The organism is Lysinibacillus sp. LZ02, assembly GCF_050613145.1.
In the GTDB taxonomy this organism is placed as follows: Bacteria; Bacillota; Bacilli; order Bacillales_A; family Planococcaceae; genus Lysinibacillus_B.
Genome location: NZ_CP192507.1, coordinates 3,702,711 through 3,718,433 on the forward strand (window position 1 = coordinate 3,702,711; position 15,723 = coordinate 3,718,433).

At 39.5% G+C, this 15,723-nt stretch carries 15 protein-coding genes; 8 read left to right on the top strand and 7 right to left on the bottom strand.

Going from position 1 to position 15,723, the window contains the following annotated elements; genetic code table 11:
• Window positions 1-16 precede the first annotated feature (16 nt).
• Window positions 17-772, bottom strand: a complete 756-nt coding sequence (locus ACQQ2I_RS17930; RefSeq protein WP_431028117.1) for an alpha/beta fold hydrolase — start codon at window positions 770-772, stop codon at window positions 17-19.
• Window positions 773-860: 88 nt separating this feature from the next.
• The gene (locus ACQQ2I_RS17935; protein WP_431028118.1) at window positions 861-1,874 is read right to left on the bottom strand and encodes a hypothetical protein; all 1,014 of its coding nucleotides are present in this window, start codon (window positions 1,872-1,874) and stop codon (window positions 861-863) included.
• A 540-nt stretch (window positions 1,875-2,414) separates the two neighbouring features.
• Between ACQQ2I_RS17935 and ACQQ2I_RS17940 the strand changes: the two genes are divergently transcribed.
• The 4 genes from ACQQ2I_RS17940 to ACQQ2I_RS17955 are packed head-to-tail and all read left to right on the top strand — an operon-like array spanning window position 2,415 to window position 5,896.
• Complete coding sequence (locus tag ACQQ2I_RS17940; RefSeq protein ID WP_431028119.1) at window positions 2,415-3,179, top strand: GTP cyclohydrolase II; 765 nt, start codon at window positions 2,415-2,417, stop codon at window positions 3,177-3,179.
• Window positions 3,142-4,239 carry a bifunctional diaminohydroxyphosphoribosylaminopyrimidine deaminase/5-amino-6-(5-phosphoribosylamino)uracil reductase RibD gene (gene ribD / locus ACQQ2I_RS17945; RefSeq protein WP_431028120.1) on the top strand — a complete coding sequence of 366 codons (1,098 nt, stop codon included), beginning with the start codon at window positions 3,142-3,144 and terminating at the stop codon, window positions 4,237-4,239. The genes ACQQ2I_RS17940 and ribD overlap by 38 nt, the downstream gene beginning before the upstream one ends.
• A 5-nt stretch (window positions 4,240-4,244) precedes the next feature.
• Entirely contained in the window at window positions 4,245-5,327 is a 1,083-nt protein-coding gene (locus ACQQ2I_RS17950) for an FAD-dependent monooxygenase (protein ID WP_431028121.1), read from the top strand.
• An 11-nt stretch (window positions 5,328-5,338) separates the two neighbouring features.
• Entirely contained in the window at window positions 5,339-5,896 is a 558-nt protein-coding gene (locus tag ACQQ2I_RS17955; RefSeq protein ID WP_431028122.1) for a 5' nucleotidase, NT5C type, read from the top strand.
• A gap of 57 nt (window positions 5,897-5,953) precedes the next feature.
• Here ACQQ2I_RS17955 and ACQQ2I_RS17960 read toward each other — a convergent pair whose 3' ends face one another.
• Window positions 5,954-6,451: a hypothetical protein gene (locus tag ACQQ2I_RS17960; RefSeq protein ID WP_431028123.1), complete on the bottom strand. Its 498-nt coding sequence runs from the start codon at window positions 6,449-6,451 to the stop codon at window positions 5,954-5,956.
• Between the two features lie 122 nt (window positions 6,452-6,573).
• On the opposite strand from ACQQ2I_RS17960, the gene ACQQ2I_RS17965 reads away from it, so the two are divergent.
• Window positions 6,574-6,903, top strand: coding sequence for a hypothetical protein (locus ACQQ2I_RS17965; RefSeq protein ID WP_431028124.1), 330 nt, complete (start codon window positions 6,574-6,576; stop codon window positions 6,901-6,903).
• A 335-nt stretch (window positions 6,904-7,238) separates the two neighbouring features.
• A complete protein-coding gene (locus tag ACQQ2I_RS17970) occupies window positions 7,239-7,700 on the top strand; it encodes a hypothetical protein (protein ID WP_431028125.1) in 462 nt (153 codons plus the stop codon).
• Window positions 7,701-7,887: 187 nt separating this feature from the next.
• Here ACQQ2I_RS17970 and ACQQ2I_RS17975 read toward each other — a convergent pair whose 3' ends face one another.
• A complete protein-coding gene (locus ACQQ2I_RS17975) occupies window positions 7,888-8,385 on the bottom strand; it encodes a CarD family transcriptional regulator (RefSeq protein WP_431028127.1) in 498 nt (165 codons plus the stop codon).
• Window positions 8,386-8,506: 121 nt separating this feature from the next.
• Here ACQQ2I_RS17975 and ACQQ2I_RS17980 point away from each other — a divergent pair, with 121 nt between their 5' ends.
• A complete protein-coding gene (locus ACQQ2I_RS17980) occupies window positions 8,507-8,914 on the top strand; it encodes a MarR family winged helix-turn-helix transcriptional regulator (protein WP_431028128.1) in 408 nt (135 codons plus the stop codon).
• 375 nt (window positions 8,915-9,289) lie between these two features.
• On the opposite strand, the gene ACQQ2I_RS17985 is transcribed toward ACQQ2I_RS17980, so the two are convergent.
• The gene (locus ACQQ2I_RS17985; RefSeq protein ID WP_431028129.1) at window positions 9,290-10,492 is read right to left on the bottom strand and encodes an Ig-like domain-containing protein; all 1,203 of its coding nucleotides are present in this window, start codon (window positions 10,490-10,492) and stop codon (window positions 9,290-9,292) included.
• 593 nt (window positions 10,493-11,085) lie between these two features.
• On the opposite strand from ACQQ2I_RS17985, the gene ACQQ2I_RS17990 reads away from it, so the two are divergent.
• Entirely contained in the window at window positions 11,086-12,243 is a 1,158-nt protein-coding gene (locus tag ACQQ2I_RS17990; protein WP_431028130.1) for a pyridoxal-phosphate-dependent aminotransferase family protein, read from the top strand.
• Between the two features lie 135 nt (window positions 12,244-12,378).
• On the opposite strand, the gene ACQQ2I_RS17995 is transcribed toward ACQQ2I_RS17990, so the two are convergent.
• Both ACQQ2I_RS17995 and ACQQ2I_RS18000 read right to left on the bottom strand, forming a co-directional pair.
• Complete coding sequence (locus ACQQ2I_RS17995; protein WP_431028131.1) at window positions 12,379-12,825, bottom strand: universal stress protein; 447 nt, start codon at window positions 12,823-12,825, stop codon at window positions 12,379-12,381.
• A 557-nt stretch (window positions 12,826-13,382) separates the two neighbouring features.
• On the bottom strand, window positions 13,383-15,413 hold the full coding sequence (locus ACQQ2I_RS18000; protein WP_431028132.1) for a methyl-accepting chemotaxis protein: 2,031 nt from the start codon (window positions 15,411-15,413) through the stop codon (window positions 13,383-13,385).
• Window positions 15,414-15,723: the final 310 nt, after the last annotated feature.

The following is a 15,723-nucleotide window of genomic DNA, read 5'->3' on the forward strand; positions in this document are numbered from 1 at the left end:
TTTCCAACGAATTATATTAATGTAACGTTTTTAATACAAAATGAATCTGTTGTTCTTCACACCAGTACTGCACTACTTCTGCAAATAACAGAGGGGTTTCATAGCTCCATGCATGTCCTACACTCGGTACAATAGCCGCTTTACTGCGCTCTACGTAGGAGAGAATATTATATTGGGAGTTTTTCACTAACTCATTTTCTTTTTCTCCTGCTATGACTAAAAGCGGCACTTGATTCAACATCGGCAGTTGCACTTTAGCAAGCAACGTATACATGGCGCGCACTTGTTCGACACTAGCAGATTTTGTAGCCTGCTGAATATCCGTCTGAAATCGCGGTGGTATGTTAAAACCTTTCATCGTTAAGGTTGTCACCCATTCAGGCCTCAACAAACGATACATAGGAGCCATATATTTATTGAGGCGCGTCGCATTTTTCTCACTTAATAGCGTCGTCGTACCACTAATAACCGCGCTCTTTATGAATTGCGGGAAGCGGGATAAGGCGGTTAATACAATCGCTCCACCTAGTGATAGTCCGACAAGATGGACTTGCCCGTATTGCCGACATACACCTTCTAATCTATGTAATACCCCGTCCATCGTTAATGGGATATGCGTACTTTGTCCATGCATCGGTAAATCCACTGCAACACAATGAAATTCGGGCGATAAATGATGCATTACTTCTTTCCATTGCGTATGATCGAGTCCACCTCCATGTAAAAAAATGATTGTCTCATTTACTGGATTGCCCACTTCTACTTTGAACATTTCCATCACTCCTTTTCCTTATTGTAATGGATTAAGTTTAAAAACAGATAAAAATACGCAAACCTATGATTTGCGTATTTCTTAGCAATTATTTATAAAAAATGGCTGTACCATCTGCGAATAGATCATATTTATTCCCTTGCTTTTGTACTTGTTGTAATGGCGGTAGCATTAGCTGCGCATCTTCCTGACCATTTAAAAACGCAAATACCTCTTCTGCAATCCCAAATTGTGCACGCTTAAATTGTTTATCCCACCCCTGTATCGTCTTGAAGAACAGGGAATCCTTTGTATCCAATACATAATACGTTTGTTTTTTTATAGTGGTCTTTTTTTTCGGTTTTTTCATCATCATCGGTTCTCCATTTGCTAAGTGCTCCGCTACCTCTTGGAAGCCAAGTAGCATAAACCAGCTCGCATAGTGCTTATAAATAAGCGGGCGACTATCATTTACACTCCGTTCCCCCTCGTGTAACGTGCACGTATAATGGATGGCCGCTGGGTAATCTGCATCTGCTTTTGGAATCGAAACAAATACCCCATAAAAATCTTCCGCCGTATAATCCATCAGTGTTGCGGCATTTTCACTTTGACATAAGGCATCCCGTAACTTCCCCTTATTGCGCATATCTTTTGACCCCTTCGATTCGATAAAGGACCATTCTCCTGTCGGTGAAGAGACAATTAAATCAGGGGCTGCTCCTTTCGCTGACTCATCGGTTAATAAACTAGCAAAATCGACAACGAACGGTTTGTTTAACTGTTCCTGCGCAAACAAATACCCTATCGCTGGCGCAAGCTCACCTGTGCGAGTAGATAAAATATAATCACGAATTTTAAAGTCGACATCTGCTTTGAAGCGGAACTCTTGATCGTCACTTATCAGCGGATAGAGCGCACTGTAAGAGCTAATCGCTTGGTACACTAACTCTCCATCTTTCGGGTTCATAGATATAATCGTTCTTGCAAGTGCTACAATGAGTTTTTGTGCTGAAAATAAAACACTTTGTACATCCCCTGCTTCTGTAAGTCGCACCCCTGCTTTTTTCACCGAATCTGGTACATACTCGATAATTTGAATTTCCTTTTTCCCTTTCAACATAGCCTCTCCCCCTTCATTTTATGTATGATACATAGTAGCAGCGATATACCTTTTTCCGTAAAACAAAATAGCGTAAAACTTCATTTCTTCTTTTCGCCTCACGTTTTGCGTTGATAAAGAATCTATTATGCCCCCTTCTAACACCCCTATTTATAGAAGTTCATTGGAGGGTTTTGCTCGTACCTGGGGGTTTTACTGTCCCTTTAGATTAAGCAATTAAGATATGAACGCTACAAATGCCGACAGTTTTAAGATGATTCATATAAAAGCAAAATAGTAGACAAATCAAAATTACCTTTATACACTTAGTTACATATTGTAAGTTTAAATTTTAAAAAGAATGACGATGAAAAACATGCACCAGCACGTTACACAAACAAATTCGAAGTGGAAATCTTAGATTCCCCCTTCCGATGTACAATCAAAATAGCGTGCTAACGGCATTATCCGTAACACAACAGGGGTCATTCTGGTGTAGAAAGCAACACCATCAAGTGGCTAAACGATTCAATAAAATAAAGGATTAAATGGTGATGAAAAATGCAAAAGAAAATAGATATTTTACTTAATAAAATACAACTTATCCCGCGAAATGAAGCAGAAAATTTAAGTATGGTCGGCCCTGTTTGCCTACCTGTGAAACAAGGTGATTTTGAAGCGGTATTTCAGTGGTATTCATGGTTACCTGTCGACAATACGCTATCAAAAGAGGAAGTCATTGATCGCATTCCTTCTATGAACTTAGCATTTGGTCAGCAGTCTTCTGTTTTAGTGTACGGAGATTTTGCTCACGCAGATGACGCACTCATTCGTATGCATAGCATTTGTCATACAGGAGATATTTTTGGTAGCCAGCGCTGTGATTGTGGCTATCAATTGCATGAATCGATGAAAATGATTGTGGAGCATGGCTGTGGCGCTATCTTTTATTTAGCGGATCATGAAGGGCGCGGGATTGGATTATTCTCAAAATCGCTTGCTTATTTATTACAAGAAGAAGGCTTAGATACGGTCGAGGCCAATCATGCACTAGGCTTTGAGGATGATACACGTTCCTATGAGGATGCGATTAAAGTGTTAGCAGCACTACGCGATAAGCCCGTGACACTCATTACGAATAACCCAAATAAACTGGCGGCACTAGAAGCACACGGTTTACTAGCGGATGGACATATCCCACTATGGGGTGGTGTAACGGAAACGAACCACTTCTACCTACAAACGAAGATCGAAAAAGCGGGACATATTGTAAATGGAGGAACAGATAATGAAGAACGATCAGTACTATATGCAACTCGCGCTTGATTTAGCGGCAAGTGCAACAGGCAAAACAAACCCGAACCCGCTTGTAGGCTCCGTGATCGTGAAGGACGGTGCCATCGTTGGTACCGGGCTTCACCGAAAAGCCGGGGAGCCCCATGCAGAAGTACATGCTGTACGTATGGCTGGTGAACATGCAAAAGACGCAACGATTTATGTCACACTTGAACCTTGCTCACATTTCGGGAAAACACCCCCTTGCGCCAATTTAGTAAAGGAAGCTGGGGTAAAACGGGTGGTCATCGCGATGGAAGACCCGAACCCAGCTGTTGCAGGGCGCGGGATTCAGCTGCTACGTGACGCAGGCATTGAAGTAGAAGTGGGGGTATTAGAAGCAGAGGCGCGTCGTTTAAATGAGCGCTTTATTCACAACATGCTTACTGCTCGCCCATTTGTCATCTCAAAGTTCGCGATGACACTAGACGGAAAAATCGCAGCGCATACTGGCCATTCACAGTGGATTACAGGGGAAGAAGCCCGCGCAGATGTGCACGAACTACGCGATCAAGTAGACGCTATTTTAGTTGGGGTTGGTACGGTGTTAAAAGACAATCCGTCTCTCACAACGCGTCTCCCTGACCGTATCGGCAAAAACCCGATCCGTATCGTATTAGATCGTCAATTACGTACGCCACTGGATGCGACGATTTGCCAAACAGCTACAGCTAGAACAATCATTGTCACAACAGAAGAACAACAACAGAAAGCCCCTGCATTTGAAAAGCTAGGGGTAGAACTGCTGTATGTCCCTGTCGTAAATGAAAAACTCGATTTAAACATGATGCTAGATGAACTGTATAAACGCGGGATTACCGATATTTTAGTAGAAGGTGGCGGCGAGGTGAACGCTTCCTTCCTACGTGCTGGACTGATTCAAAAATTCCTTGTATATGTCGCACCAAAAGTACTTGGTGGACGCAACTCCATTACACCGTTTACAGGCACAGATGTTGAAACAGTTGATGCAGCGATGCTTCTTGATTTTGCAGAAGTTGAAAAAATCGGGGCAGATTTACGCATTACAGCCTACCCGAAAGAAGGATAATGTACATGCACCAAAAAGTAGATGTTTGTATTGTTGGCGCGGGTCCAGGCGGTGCATTACTCGCTTATTTATTAGCAAAGAAAAACATTTCGGTACTGCTACTCGAGCGAACAAATGAAATAGCCAAAACATTTCGCGGCGAGCATATTAACGAAGAAGGCGAAGCCATTTTAAAAAAGTACGGCTTATTTAACGAAGTCGAGGCACTGGGCATGTTAAAAATGGAATGTCTCGAATACTGGTTGAACGGTCAACAAACAAAAACTATCACGCCAGACCCGGCTGTTGGTCATTTAGGTATTCACGTTCCACAAGCTCATTTACTGCAAGCCATTTTAGATGCAGCCGCGCCTTATGACACATTTCAATACTGCTTAAATTCAAGGGTGACAGAGCTTTTACAAGATGAAGCCGGTCGTTATGGTGGTGTTCGGGTAATGCGTGACGGAGAAGAATTCGTCATTGACTGTAGGCTAATCGTTGGGGCGGATGGTCGCTATTCAACCGTGCGTAAAAATGCGCAGATTGAGACGTCTATTCGTAAACACGGTTACGACCTACTGTGGGCGCGTATTCCTACCCCAGACAATTGGTCTCCTGTCATTAAAATGGCTCTTGTTGATGGCATGCAAATTTCCCTATTTACACAAGTAAAAGGCTTTGTGCAAATTGGTTGGAATATTAAGCAAAGCAGCTACCCTTCTTTACGTAAGCAGCCTTTTGAGCCGTTTATCGAGAAACTCATCACGGCATTCCCTGAGTTAACAAAGACCGTGCAACAAAACATTACCTCTTGGCAAGATTTTGTGTTACTCGATGTATTTAGTAGCCAAACAGAAGATTGGGGACGTAATGGACTAGCACTGATTGGCGATGCCGTACACACGATGACGCCTACAGGAGCATTCGGCTTAAACAGCGCCATGAAAGATGCAGATGTACTAGCCTCATTGATTGAGCAACAAACGATTGAAAAACTAGACTATTTAACATGTGCGACAAAGCGTAAACACGAGATTGAAAAAATTCAAGCGCTGCAAATTGAAAAAGAACAAGGCTTTGCTTCACAATTTACTTTAATCGCCTAATGGAGGACTTTATGAAATTTGGCTTTGATATTGACGACACGCTCATTAGCTTACGTGAGCATGCGTTCCATTTATATAATAAAAAGTTAAACAAAGATTTAGGCATCGATGTATTGCAAACTATTCCGACTTTAGAGATTCATGCCCCGTTCGGCTTAACGAAAGAACAAGGGGGACAAATGTGGCAAGAGTCGATGGAGGACATTTATTTTACGGATTGCCCTGCCTACGCAGATGCTATTGAAACATTACAGGCGCTCATTGCAGAAGGACACGATGTTTTTTATATTACCTCTCGTCCGAAGCACTACTGCCAGCAAACACGCGACTGGGTAAAAGCACAAGGCTTCCCCGTCAAAGACGAACACTTCTTTTGCGGCATGGCCGATCACGAAAAAATCGACATTATCCAATCGCTTCATCTCGATTACTATGTCGATGACAAACCTGCCGTATTACAAACATTAGCTGGCATCGGCACAAAAGTGATTGTAAAGGATCAATCTTACAACCAAGATGTCAATTTCCCTCGCTTAGTGAAATGGGCGGAGTTTAGAAGTTTGTTGTAGTATTCGAAACGACAAGACATAAAAACGCAACTCCTTCTTTCCAAGAGTTGCGTTTTATTATTCAAACTTTACCGGCAATACATAGGATACGTGACCTTGCGGGTAATAAGCAACGATCTCAATCGCCACAGGCTGTTCCCCTACGATATACTGTAAATGACTAAATAACTTGGATGGACCTTCCTCGTACCAGCCAAAAACGCGGTAACGATCTGGCTGCACCTCAAACTGTAGCTCCATTTGTGCATCTTTCGCCAACGTGATGAGTGCACCTTTTAGCAATTCATTGGGCGCCATGGCATCAGCTATTGCTGTTTCCTGGCGTCCAAAAGTACGCTTAATCGTCCACTCATACCCGCCTTGCTGCATCTTATATGTCGTTTCACCTACCAACAAATGCATATTGGGCGGTTCTTTTAGTTGTCCAGAGGGCTCTTTGGCCACTTCACCTGCTACTAAATCCACATTAGGCAGTTGTTCAGCTGGCTCTCTCTCCGCACAAGCCGTCAATAATACTATGATCATCGCCAATAAAAACAAACGAACACCCTTCACCCAGTATCACCCCTTTTACTATTAGACGGATACATATGGAAATTGTTTCAATATTTTCGTAGCTAATATGTCCCTTTTTTGAACTTCCATTTCGATAGTATTAGTAAAAGGAGGATGACAAAATGACATTACTTGTACAAGGTAAGCCTTTAATTTTAATTCCGCAATTAGCATCGAAAATTGGTGTGTACGAAGCGCTTTTCTTACAGCAGCTACACTACCTTCTGACGCAACGAGGGACAAGCGTAGACGGGGGAACATGGTATTACCACAGTAGTGACCAGTGGCTACAACACTTCCCATTCCTATCTAAACGCACCCTTTCTCGCATCACGAGTTCCCTCGAAAAGCAGGGGCTTATTCGAAAACGGCAAGATTTAAATGCCTACAGAACCGACCGGACGCTTTGGTATACCATTGTCTACCCAAATGTTGAAAAGCTATTCCAGTAAAATACTTGGCAACCCTAGCTCTCCGCTCCCAATGAGACAGTTTGGCATGTTCGAAGTAGCAAACCGAGTACATCGGTGTGTCCATTTTGAACAGGGTATGTGTTCACTTTGAGCACATCCTTCTGTTCATTCTGAGCACACGGATAAAGTCAAATTGACACGCTCATATAAAAAGAAAGAATAAATAAAAGAAAGAATAAAAGAAAAAACAAGTATAATGTGCGGCTAAGTATAGAGAGAGTAAAGTTGGCATGATGAACAACATATTTCATGAACAGATAGATGAATATGTTACAATCGGGGCACTACTAATGAAAAAAGATAGGAGGGGAACTATGCGTTCATTGTTTTATATAAGTGTCATAATAGCTGGACTGATCACCGCTTTCGCATTTTTCTTTACAAACTTACTTACCGTATCATTTGATCCTGCTAATGATATGCTCGGTGGTGGTAACGGTAACCCTGGTCTCTTTTTCGTTGTTGCTCCTTTTTTGATTATTTTATATTTCTATTTTTCTATGCTCTTTGTGTTTGAACAATTTCATCAAAGATTCACCTTCAAGCAACAGAAGTGGTTAAAATATAGCTATTTATTTGTTTTTCTTATCTTGACCCTTTACACGTTTTATCGAGCAACAATGCACCGAAATTACATCAATGCCAACCATCCGTATATGGAGGTCGGCTTGTTAAGTCAGTTTTCAAATCATCTATTTTTTAATGTGTGGACGTTTATCGCTCTACTATGCCTTATCGCGTTTTTATCGTTTTTTGTGCAAAAGAAGGCTACGTAATTTATGGGGATAGATTTATTTACGTTTGCTATATGGTCGTCCACCTATTTCAACCCTGTAGTTTTAACGATATAAAAACACCCTTCTTATGTAATAGAAAGGCTTTTAAATTTTACTATTCAATTTAGCAAATGTGATTGTATCAAAAAAACACACAAACCTTTTCAGATTCATGTGTTTACTATACTTAATTCATTTGAATAATTTCGTCAACCTTATCGGATATATCACTAGCTGTTGTTTGCAATGTTGTTGCCAGTTCTTCATATAAAATGGCGGTAACACTTTGTAAAATTTGCGTATCTTGAGCAGGCAATTTTTTATCGATTGCCTCTAATTCCAGCTTCTTTCGCAGTAATGTATTCGTCATTTGAGCAATCTCTAAATGACCTGCTGATTTGATGATGGATTGATACGACTGATGACGTGTCGTCGTGCGATCGTTCCACGAATCAGCTGCATTTTCAAAGCACTGTAAAACTGCCTCTGCTTTTTCTTTTGTCATTAGTTTTTTGAGCTTAGAATTCACGGCATTTACAGGATGGTATAAAGTAAGACTCGTGCTATGATGCGAACGCAATATATAATAAGACTGCGCTTCACCACCAAATTTTTGCTCTTGAATATCCTCAATGGAACAAATTCCATGCGCACCGTAGAAAACTGTATCCCCTATTGAAAACACTATTTCACCCCCTAAGGTCAACATGGTTTACCATAATCTATTGTAACCTATAAAAATTTCCTGGTCAACCCAATTGACCTTGAGGACCAAATTGTATATAGTGGATGGCAAAGGAGGCTTTATGAGCGAGACGATTGAATTATTACACAAACATTACAAGCAATTGCGTGATGCAGTCGCTTCTACTTGGAATCGCCAAAACACTATCCAAATTACGACTTCCGAATGGTATATTCTAAATTGTATATTCGAAGGCGCATCAACGATTCCAGATATATTAAAGAAAGTAGAGATTTCAAAACAAGCCGTACATAAATTTGTGACAGCATTGGAAGAAAAACAATTAGTACAAACAGAGCTAGTGAAAGCACCCAAAACCCAAAAACGAGTAGAGCTGACACCTTTAGGCGAAGAAATATATTACAACAGCTTAGAAATCAAAAAAGAAATCGACAAAACCATCGAACAAAATATAGGGTCCGAAAATTTCAAGCAGCTACAAGCAATCTTGCAAATGAAATGGATGTAATATATGTAAAGACATCCACTGGCGTCACAAACGCGGGTGGATGTCTTTTGTTATTAGTGTCACTTACAACGTATATACCGCGGATGGAAAGCCCCCTAGCAAATCACCTATTAAAGTAAAGCAAAAAATATCCCCTCTTGCTGTCTATTAAAAGCTAATAGTAGCAGATGAAAAAATGGCCAGGCGTAAATTCTTGTATACCCCTCCCTTCGAAACGTACGTGTTCGCTTTTTAGACATACGGCAAAATCTTTTTACCGATGCATTAATTTTGGGAGGAGCATAAGAAAAGCACCCCCTTCTTACTAGGAGATGCTGATCGCGAATATACATTATTTGATTATAGGGGTATGATATTCCCGCTGATCTAGCCTACTTAGCGGATCGTGAAATTCATTTTAACGGATTTCTTTAATCCCTCACCGTTTGCGCTTGTAATTTCTTTGCCAATATATAATGTGTATTGTGCACCAGCTTTGTAAGCTTGTGTCGGCGTAATGATGATTGATTTCTTCTGTGCATTATAAGTCATCGTTGTTTCGACTAGGTTCTGTTGTTCATCATACACAACGACTGCTAGCTCAGATAACGCTTTTTCATCCAGGTGTTTGTTGAACTGGACTGTCCATTCTTTTTTAGGGTCTTTTTCTTCTTTTGCTGGTTTTACTTCAATAGCAGGATCGTTTTTAATTTTTTCAATCACTTGATCTTGCACTTGCGTAATTTTAGCAACCGCTGCATCCAACTTTTCTTGAAGAGCAGCTACTCGGTCATAACGTTCAGTTAGCAGCGCAGAGTCTACCCCTTTTTTATTCAACGCGTCCAATTGATGAACGACAGCATTCAATCTGTTACGTAAAGCTGTAAACTTTCCAAGGTAATCATTATATTCTTCTACAGCCTCTTCAATTTCTTCTTCGAGGTCCTCTGTTTCATCTTCCGTAACATCATCTTCTGTTACTTCTGTTTCCTCTTCAGCAGCGTCTTCTTCTGTTGCTTCTGTTTCTTCTTCAGTACCTTCTTCCGTTACTTCTGTTTCCTCTTCAGTACCGTCTTCTTCTGTTACTTCTGTTTCTTCTTCAGCATCGTCTTCTTCCGTTGCTTCTGTTTCCTCTTCAGCAGCGTCTTCTTCCGTTGCTTCTGTTTCCTCTTCAGCATTTTCTTCATTCACTTCTTCGGAATCTGCTTCCCCTGCATTTTCATCCGGATTTGTAGTAGGCTCCTGATCGTCTTCCTTTATTTCATCCTCATCATTGTCATCCAGGTCAGCAAACTTCACTTCATACTTCGTGATTTTTTCTTCTATCTTGTTTAGCTGCTTATCAATGGATTCAAGCTTCTTCTCTTGGCCTTTTAGGTTCTTTTCATGCTCTTTTTGTTTCTTTTCCTCTAACTTTTTATCGTGCTCGATTTTCTTTTCAAGTTCTTGTTGTTTTTTCGAACTGTTGTGCTGCTCTGCATTATGAGCAACCTGCACTTCCTTATGTACATTATCATTTGGTGCAGCAAAAGATGTATTGACTAAAATGGTGCTAGATGCAAAAAGTGCTGCGATTGTGGCTGTGCTTTTCTTTAACATATTCTCTCCTCCTTAAATATACAAAATAAATACTAAAAACCTATGTACTTACAATGAAATTTTATAGCTAATAGTCCTATGCAACAATAGGGAGGATGAACGATTTACTAATAGTGACAATAATCATACTAATTATTCAGGAGTATTTTCACCTGTCCATCCGGTCATTTACTAATGTACAGGATGGTGTTCCTCAACAACTCATTGATAAGGACACCCCTGACGAATAGAACTACAATTCGCCCAAAAACAGAGGGTATTTCCATTTCTGAAAGTACCCTCAGCTATGAAGAGAACATTTTTCTGAAGTTTTAATCCAATGTTAAAATTTCATCTAAAAATTCGTCATGGAGTCCTCCTCTTTTTAATCAAGAACACATTAGGGTATTAAACAAAAAAATGAATTAATTCACTAAATAATCAACCCAATATTTTGGATATTCACAAAAAAGGAATATGTATCAAATTCGATAATATCAATAAAGTAATCCACACTGACCTTATTACTTTTGGAAAAACTGATTCTTTTTTGAATACTAGTCATTTGCTATCGTTATGCTATATGTAAATTGATTTGAAAAAGGACGATGAACATGAAATTTCAACCAAACTATGCACCCGGACCAACAGACGTACGTGAAAATGTGCGACTGACATTGGCGAAAAAAACGAGTAACCCTGATTTTGATAAAGAATTCATACACTATTATCACGAAGTAAGCCAAAAAATGGGTAAAGTTATGGGCACTACAAATGACGTACTCCTGCTTGCCGGTGAAGGGATTTTAGGCTTGGAAGCAGCTTGCGCTAGCTTAACGGAGCCTGGTGACCGTGTTCTTGTACTCGATAATGGTATTTATGGTGAAGGCTTTAAATATTTTGTCGAAATGTATGGTGGAGAGCCTGTCGTGCTGAGCTTTGATGATCGTCAAGGTATCCCTGTCGAAGAAGTACGTAACTATTTAGAGAAAGATCACCATTTCAAATATGCTACACTCGTTCATTGTGATACACCAACATCTGTCTTAAATGATGTGAGCAAGCTGTGTCCGTTATTAAAGGAATTTGGTATTTTAACAGTGGTGGATTCAGTCGCTGGCATGGTGGGTGAGCCCATTGACGTCGATCAAAATCAAATTGATATTTGCTGTGGCGGTACGCAAAAAGCCATCTCTGCTCCAGTTGGTTTAGCCATTGTATCCATAAGTGAACATGCAAAAAAAGCGATGGCTACTAGACAAACACCTATCGCTTCGTTCTATGCAAACCTCCGAATTTTCGAGGACTATGTTGAAAAGCAAAGCTTGCCTTATACGATGCCTGCTGATCAAATTGCAGCTTTAGATGTCGCTTTAGATAACATTTTACAAGAAGGACTAGAGACCGTTTACGAACGTCATGCCAAAATCGCAAATGCCGTACGAAAAGCTGTCGAAGCATATGGATTATCGTTATTTTTAACATCTGATGCGTCTAATACGGTAACTGCTGTTAGTATTCCAGCAGAAATCGGGGCACTGCAATTACAGGAGCATATTAAAGAAGCCTATAACTTATATATCGCTACTTCCCTAGCACAGTATGCAGATGTCATCCTCCGTATCGGTCATATGGGCGAAAATGCCTTCCCGGAAAAAGTGCTAGCCGTTCTTACAATGATTGACCATGGCTTATGCGATTTAGGCTTTAAAGGTACGGGGAATCTCGGACAGCTATTCCTAGATGCTTATCGGATGGAAAATGAATACTAAATTATTCTCCACAGCCATCTTTCACACGCTTTAACACACAAGGAATGCGCCATTGGTTTCATCAATGCCATCCACATATTTGTATAAGAAAAAACATATCTCGCCTTAAAATTGGACGAGATATGTTTTTTCTAATTATTCAGGTGTACGAACAATCATGACGTCACATTTTGCATGACGAACAATCGCTTCTGTGCTTGAGCCAATCAAGATTTGTTCGACAGCATTTAATCCTGTCGCACCACAGATTATTAAATCCGCTTCTACAATTTCAGCTAATTTTTTGGATAAAACAGTTTTAGGAACGCCTTTTGTTACCACCGTGTGTACATTCGCTACGCCTGCTTCATTTGCCTGTAATTTGTAGTTATCTATTAAAACTTCACCGTGTTTTTGAACTAATTCAATCATATTTTCATATAACATATTGACACTTGTTAAAAAACTCGTATCGATAATATGAATAATATGTAAAGTAGCGCCGACATTACGTAGCGCAACGTCAATCGATTTTCGAAATGCTAGTTCAGCTTCTTTTGAGCCATCAACAGCGACAACAATATTTTGATAATGATTTGTCATAGAGTGTATCCTCCTTTTGATTGACTTTATTATACCAAACAACAGGCGGATTGATTAGACAAATATTAGGTGACAAAAATCAACAAACAACCATTTTGTAACTGCTAAAATAGAATCATGTGAAATATGTTGTGCTTTAATAAAGGCTCTTCACCCAAACGTGTACCTGACCGTACATTCCGTTACGGGCGGACGCTTTCCGCGGGCGAGGTCAAGCCTCCTCGTCCCTCATTCTTCGCTCCTGCGGGGTCTCGACTTTCTCGCTTTTCCCGCTGGAGTCACCGCCCTTCACTCCATGTACTTTTAGAGTTCTCCTCTTTTTTTAATCAAGAACATATTTTGATATTGAACCTTAATAAATGATTGATTATCCAGTTATTGAAGCAACGGTGCAAATGAGTCCAAGGAAAAATTATAGAGTAATAGCGTAAGTGTATTATTTTACCTTTTATTGTTAATAGAATCATGTGAAACACTGATTTCCGCTTCATTCCACTATTTTTCCGATATAAATTTCACACTACAGTAAATATTTCAGAAATAACGTCTCTTTTAATTTAAATATTGAACTTCGCTGTTTCCTCTTGTAAGTTCTGTGATAATTGTGCCAGTTGTGATGAGGCGGATGCCATTTCATTCATAGCTGATGCCTGTTGTTCCGTGATGGCAGATACATTTAATGTGTGATCATTAGTTGCTTTCGCTTGCCCATTGATTTCTTCTACCGTTGCTGTAACCCCTTGTAATTTTTTAGAAACATTATTAGTATTGTGGCTTGTCATTTCAATAATTTGTTTTAATCCTAGAATCGCATCTGAAATTTTCTCAAACGTTCCGCCTGCTTGTTGGACTGAACCGATGCCATCATGTGCAATTTTACGACTTTGCTCCATCATCGAGACAGCTTCACTAATTTGATTTTGAATATTTCTCACTAATGTTGCAATATCTTGAGAAGCATTGCTTGTTTGCTCAGCTAATGTTTTCACTTCTCCTGCCACAACAGCGAAACCTTTCCCAGCCTCACCTGCACGAGCTGCTTCAATTGCTGCATTCAAAGATAAAAGGTTTGTTTGCTCGGTAATAGACGAGATTAACTGACTCATCTTTTCAATTTGTACCGATTGATCTTTTAAATGACTAATTAAATTGGCACTCTCTTCTATCTGTGAATGGAGAGCCATGATTTCATTGACAAATAAATGTATTCGTTCTGAGCCATCTATAGCCACTTCAGAAGTTTCAATCGACTTCTGAACAGCACTCTCGAGCTTATCAACTGCTTTATGCATATCTTCAGCAAGTAGGTTCGTCACAGATTGTAATTGTTCACTAACCGTTTGCTGGTTAGTTGTATTTTCTGCAACGTCTTGCATGGAAGTCGCAACATCCGCTACCGAAAGATTCACTTCTTCAATACTCGCTGTTAACTCCTCTGCGGTGGAAGCAACAGTTTCTGATTCAACGGTCACCTTTTGAATCATCGTACTTAATGCCTGTACAGAATTATTATAATTACGCGCCATATCACCAAACTCGTCTTTCGTATTTGCCGCCATTGTTTGTGTCAAATCGCCTACTGCAAGGCTACTTAACTTTACATTAATACTACTTACCTCGCCTTGTATATAACGAGCAAGTAAGAACACAATAATCGAAATCAATACAATTAAAACGCCACTTATTCCAATTTGTTCATATAGCATCGTTTGTAGCATACTATACAGCTCGCTTGTCGGAACAAGTAAAATTGCCTTCAATGGCATACCTTCGATTTGCTTATATTGTAGCGTGTAGTCAATACCATCAATAGTAGTTGAAATTAAATCTTCCTTGCCTCCTAATTGTTCTAATGAAATATTTAGATGCTCTTGCATATTTCCATTATTCACCTTTTCGATATCTGGGTGCGTTAAAAATTCACCTTCGTCATTAATAATCGCAGCATAACCACTTTTTCGAATCGTTATATCAGAAACGATCGATTGGATAGAACTCAGTACATAATCACCCGTAATAACACCGACTGCTCTAGCATCATCTACAACTTGGACACTAAAGGAAATAAACATTTCTCCTAAAGCCTCATCAAAATAAGGCTCGGTATGTACCACTTGATCCGCCGCCAATCCCTTCGTATACCATTCTTGTGTATGAAAACTATATGCTGGATCTTCATAAACATCCGTATAGGTTAATTTCTCGCCATCTTTATAAATATAAGGACCAAAAATCTCATCATTTGCAAAGTCTTTTTCCAGCCAAAGCCCCATGCCATATGTTTCTGAATTTAACGGAAGAATCTGGTCAACTAAACGTGTAAACTGTTCCCGAGACATACTAGCATCTGAGGATTCTACCGCAGATTTCACGCTATAAATTAAGCGATTATGTGAATCAATTTTATCCTCTACCGTATTTGTTACATTATCAGCTAATATAGACATTTCATTTTGAACCATCTTTTCTAATTCACCAGAAGAAACATTATAATTAATAATAGAAAATGCAATCAAAAAGCAAGCAATAACGGGGATAATAATACCGATTTTAATCATTATTTTTAAATTACCTAACAATTTCTTCACGCTAACACCCCTATATTTATTTTTTTTAACCTACATTTAGTATAGAAAAAAATTAATAACTCCATATAATTTATTTGTAAAATTATTTATCCATAGTCATTAGAACCCTATTTTAGGTTGTAGGCATAGGAGAAGGGGCTCATGAGGTTTTTAAAGTGGTTTTGATTTTGCCAATAAGCTTGATATGGATTTCTGATGACGAGTTTTTTGTCATCGAATCTGAAGTGTAGGAGAATCATAAACTTTATCATCCATTGAAAAAAGAACTTGGAATAAGAAAAACATAGGGAGATTTTAGTCTTCCTATGTT

What these genes read in the sequence shown, in the direction of transcription:
- ACQQ2I_RS17995 (WP_431028131.1), bottom strand. Translation starts at nt 12,825, where the DNA reads ATGACAAATCATTATCAAAATATTGTTGTCGCTGTTGATGGCTCAAAA.
- ACQQ2I_RS17970 (WP_431028125.1), top strand. Translation starts at nt 7,239, where the DNA reads ATGCGTTCATTGTTTTATATAAGTGTCATAATAGCTGGACTGATCACC.
- ACQQ2I_RS17950 (WP_431028121.1), top strand. Translation starts at nt 4,245, where the DNA reads ATGCACCAAAAAGTAGATGTTTGTATTGTTGGCGCGGGTCCAGGCGGT.
- ACQQ2I_RS17980 (WP_431028128.1), top strand. Translation starts at nt 8,507, where the DNA reads ATGAGCGAGACGATTGAATTATTACACAAACATTACAAGCAATTGCGT.
- ACQQ2I_RS17935 (WP_431028118.1), bottom strand. Translation starts at nt 1,874, where the DNA reads ATGTTGAAAGGGAAAAAGGAAATTCAAATTATCGAGTATGTACCAGAT.
- ACQQ2I_RS17940 (WP_431028119.1), top strand. Translation starts at nt 2,415, where the DNA reads ATGCAAAAGAAAATAGATATTTTACTTAATAAAATACAACTTATCCCG.
- ACQQ2I_RS17990 (WP_431028130.1), top strand. Translation starts at nt 11,086, where the DNA reads ATGAAATTTCAACCAAACTATGCACCCGGACCAACAGACGTACGTGAA.
- ACQQ2I_RS17955 (WP_431028122.1), top strand. Translation starts at nt 5,339, where the DNA reads ATGAAATTTGGCTTTGATATTGACGACACGCTCATTAGCTTACGTGAG.
- ACQQ2I_RS17965 (WP_431028124.1), top strand. Translation starts at nt 6,574, where the DNA reads ATGACATTACTTGTACAAGGTAAGCCTTTAATTTTAATTCCGCAATTA.
- ACQQ2I_RS17985 (WP_431028129.1), bottom strand. Translation starts at nt 10,492, where the DNA reads ATGTTAAAGAAAAGCACAGCCACAATCGCAGCACTTTTTGCATCTAGC.
- ribD (WP_431028120.1), top strand. Translation starts at nt 3,142, where the DNA reads ATGAAGAACGATCAGTACTATATGCAACTCGCGCTTGATTTAGCGGCA.
- ACQQ2I_RS17930 (WP_431028117.1), bottom strand. Translation starts at nt 772, where the DNA reads ATGTTCAAAGTAGAAGTGGGCAATCCAGTAAATGAGACAATCATTTTT.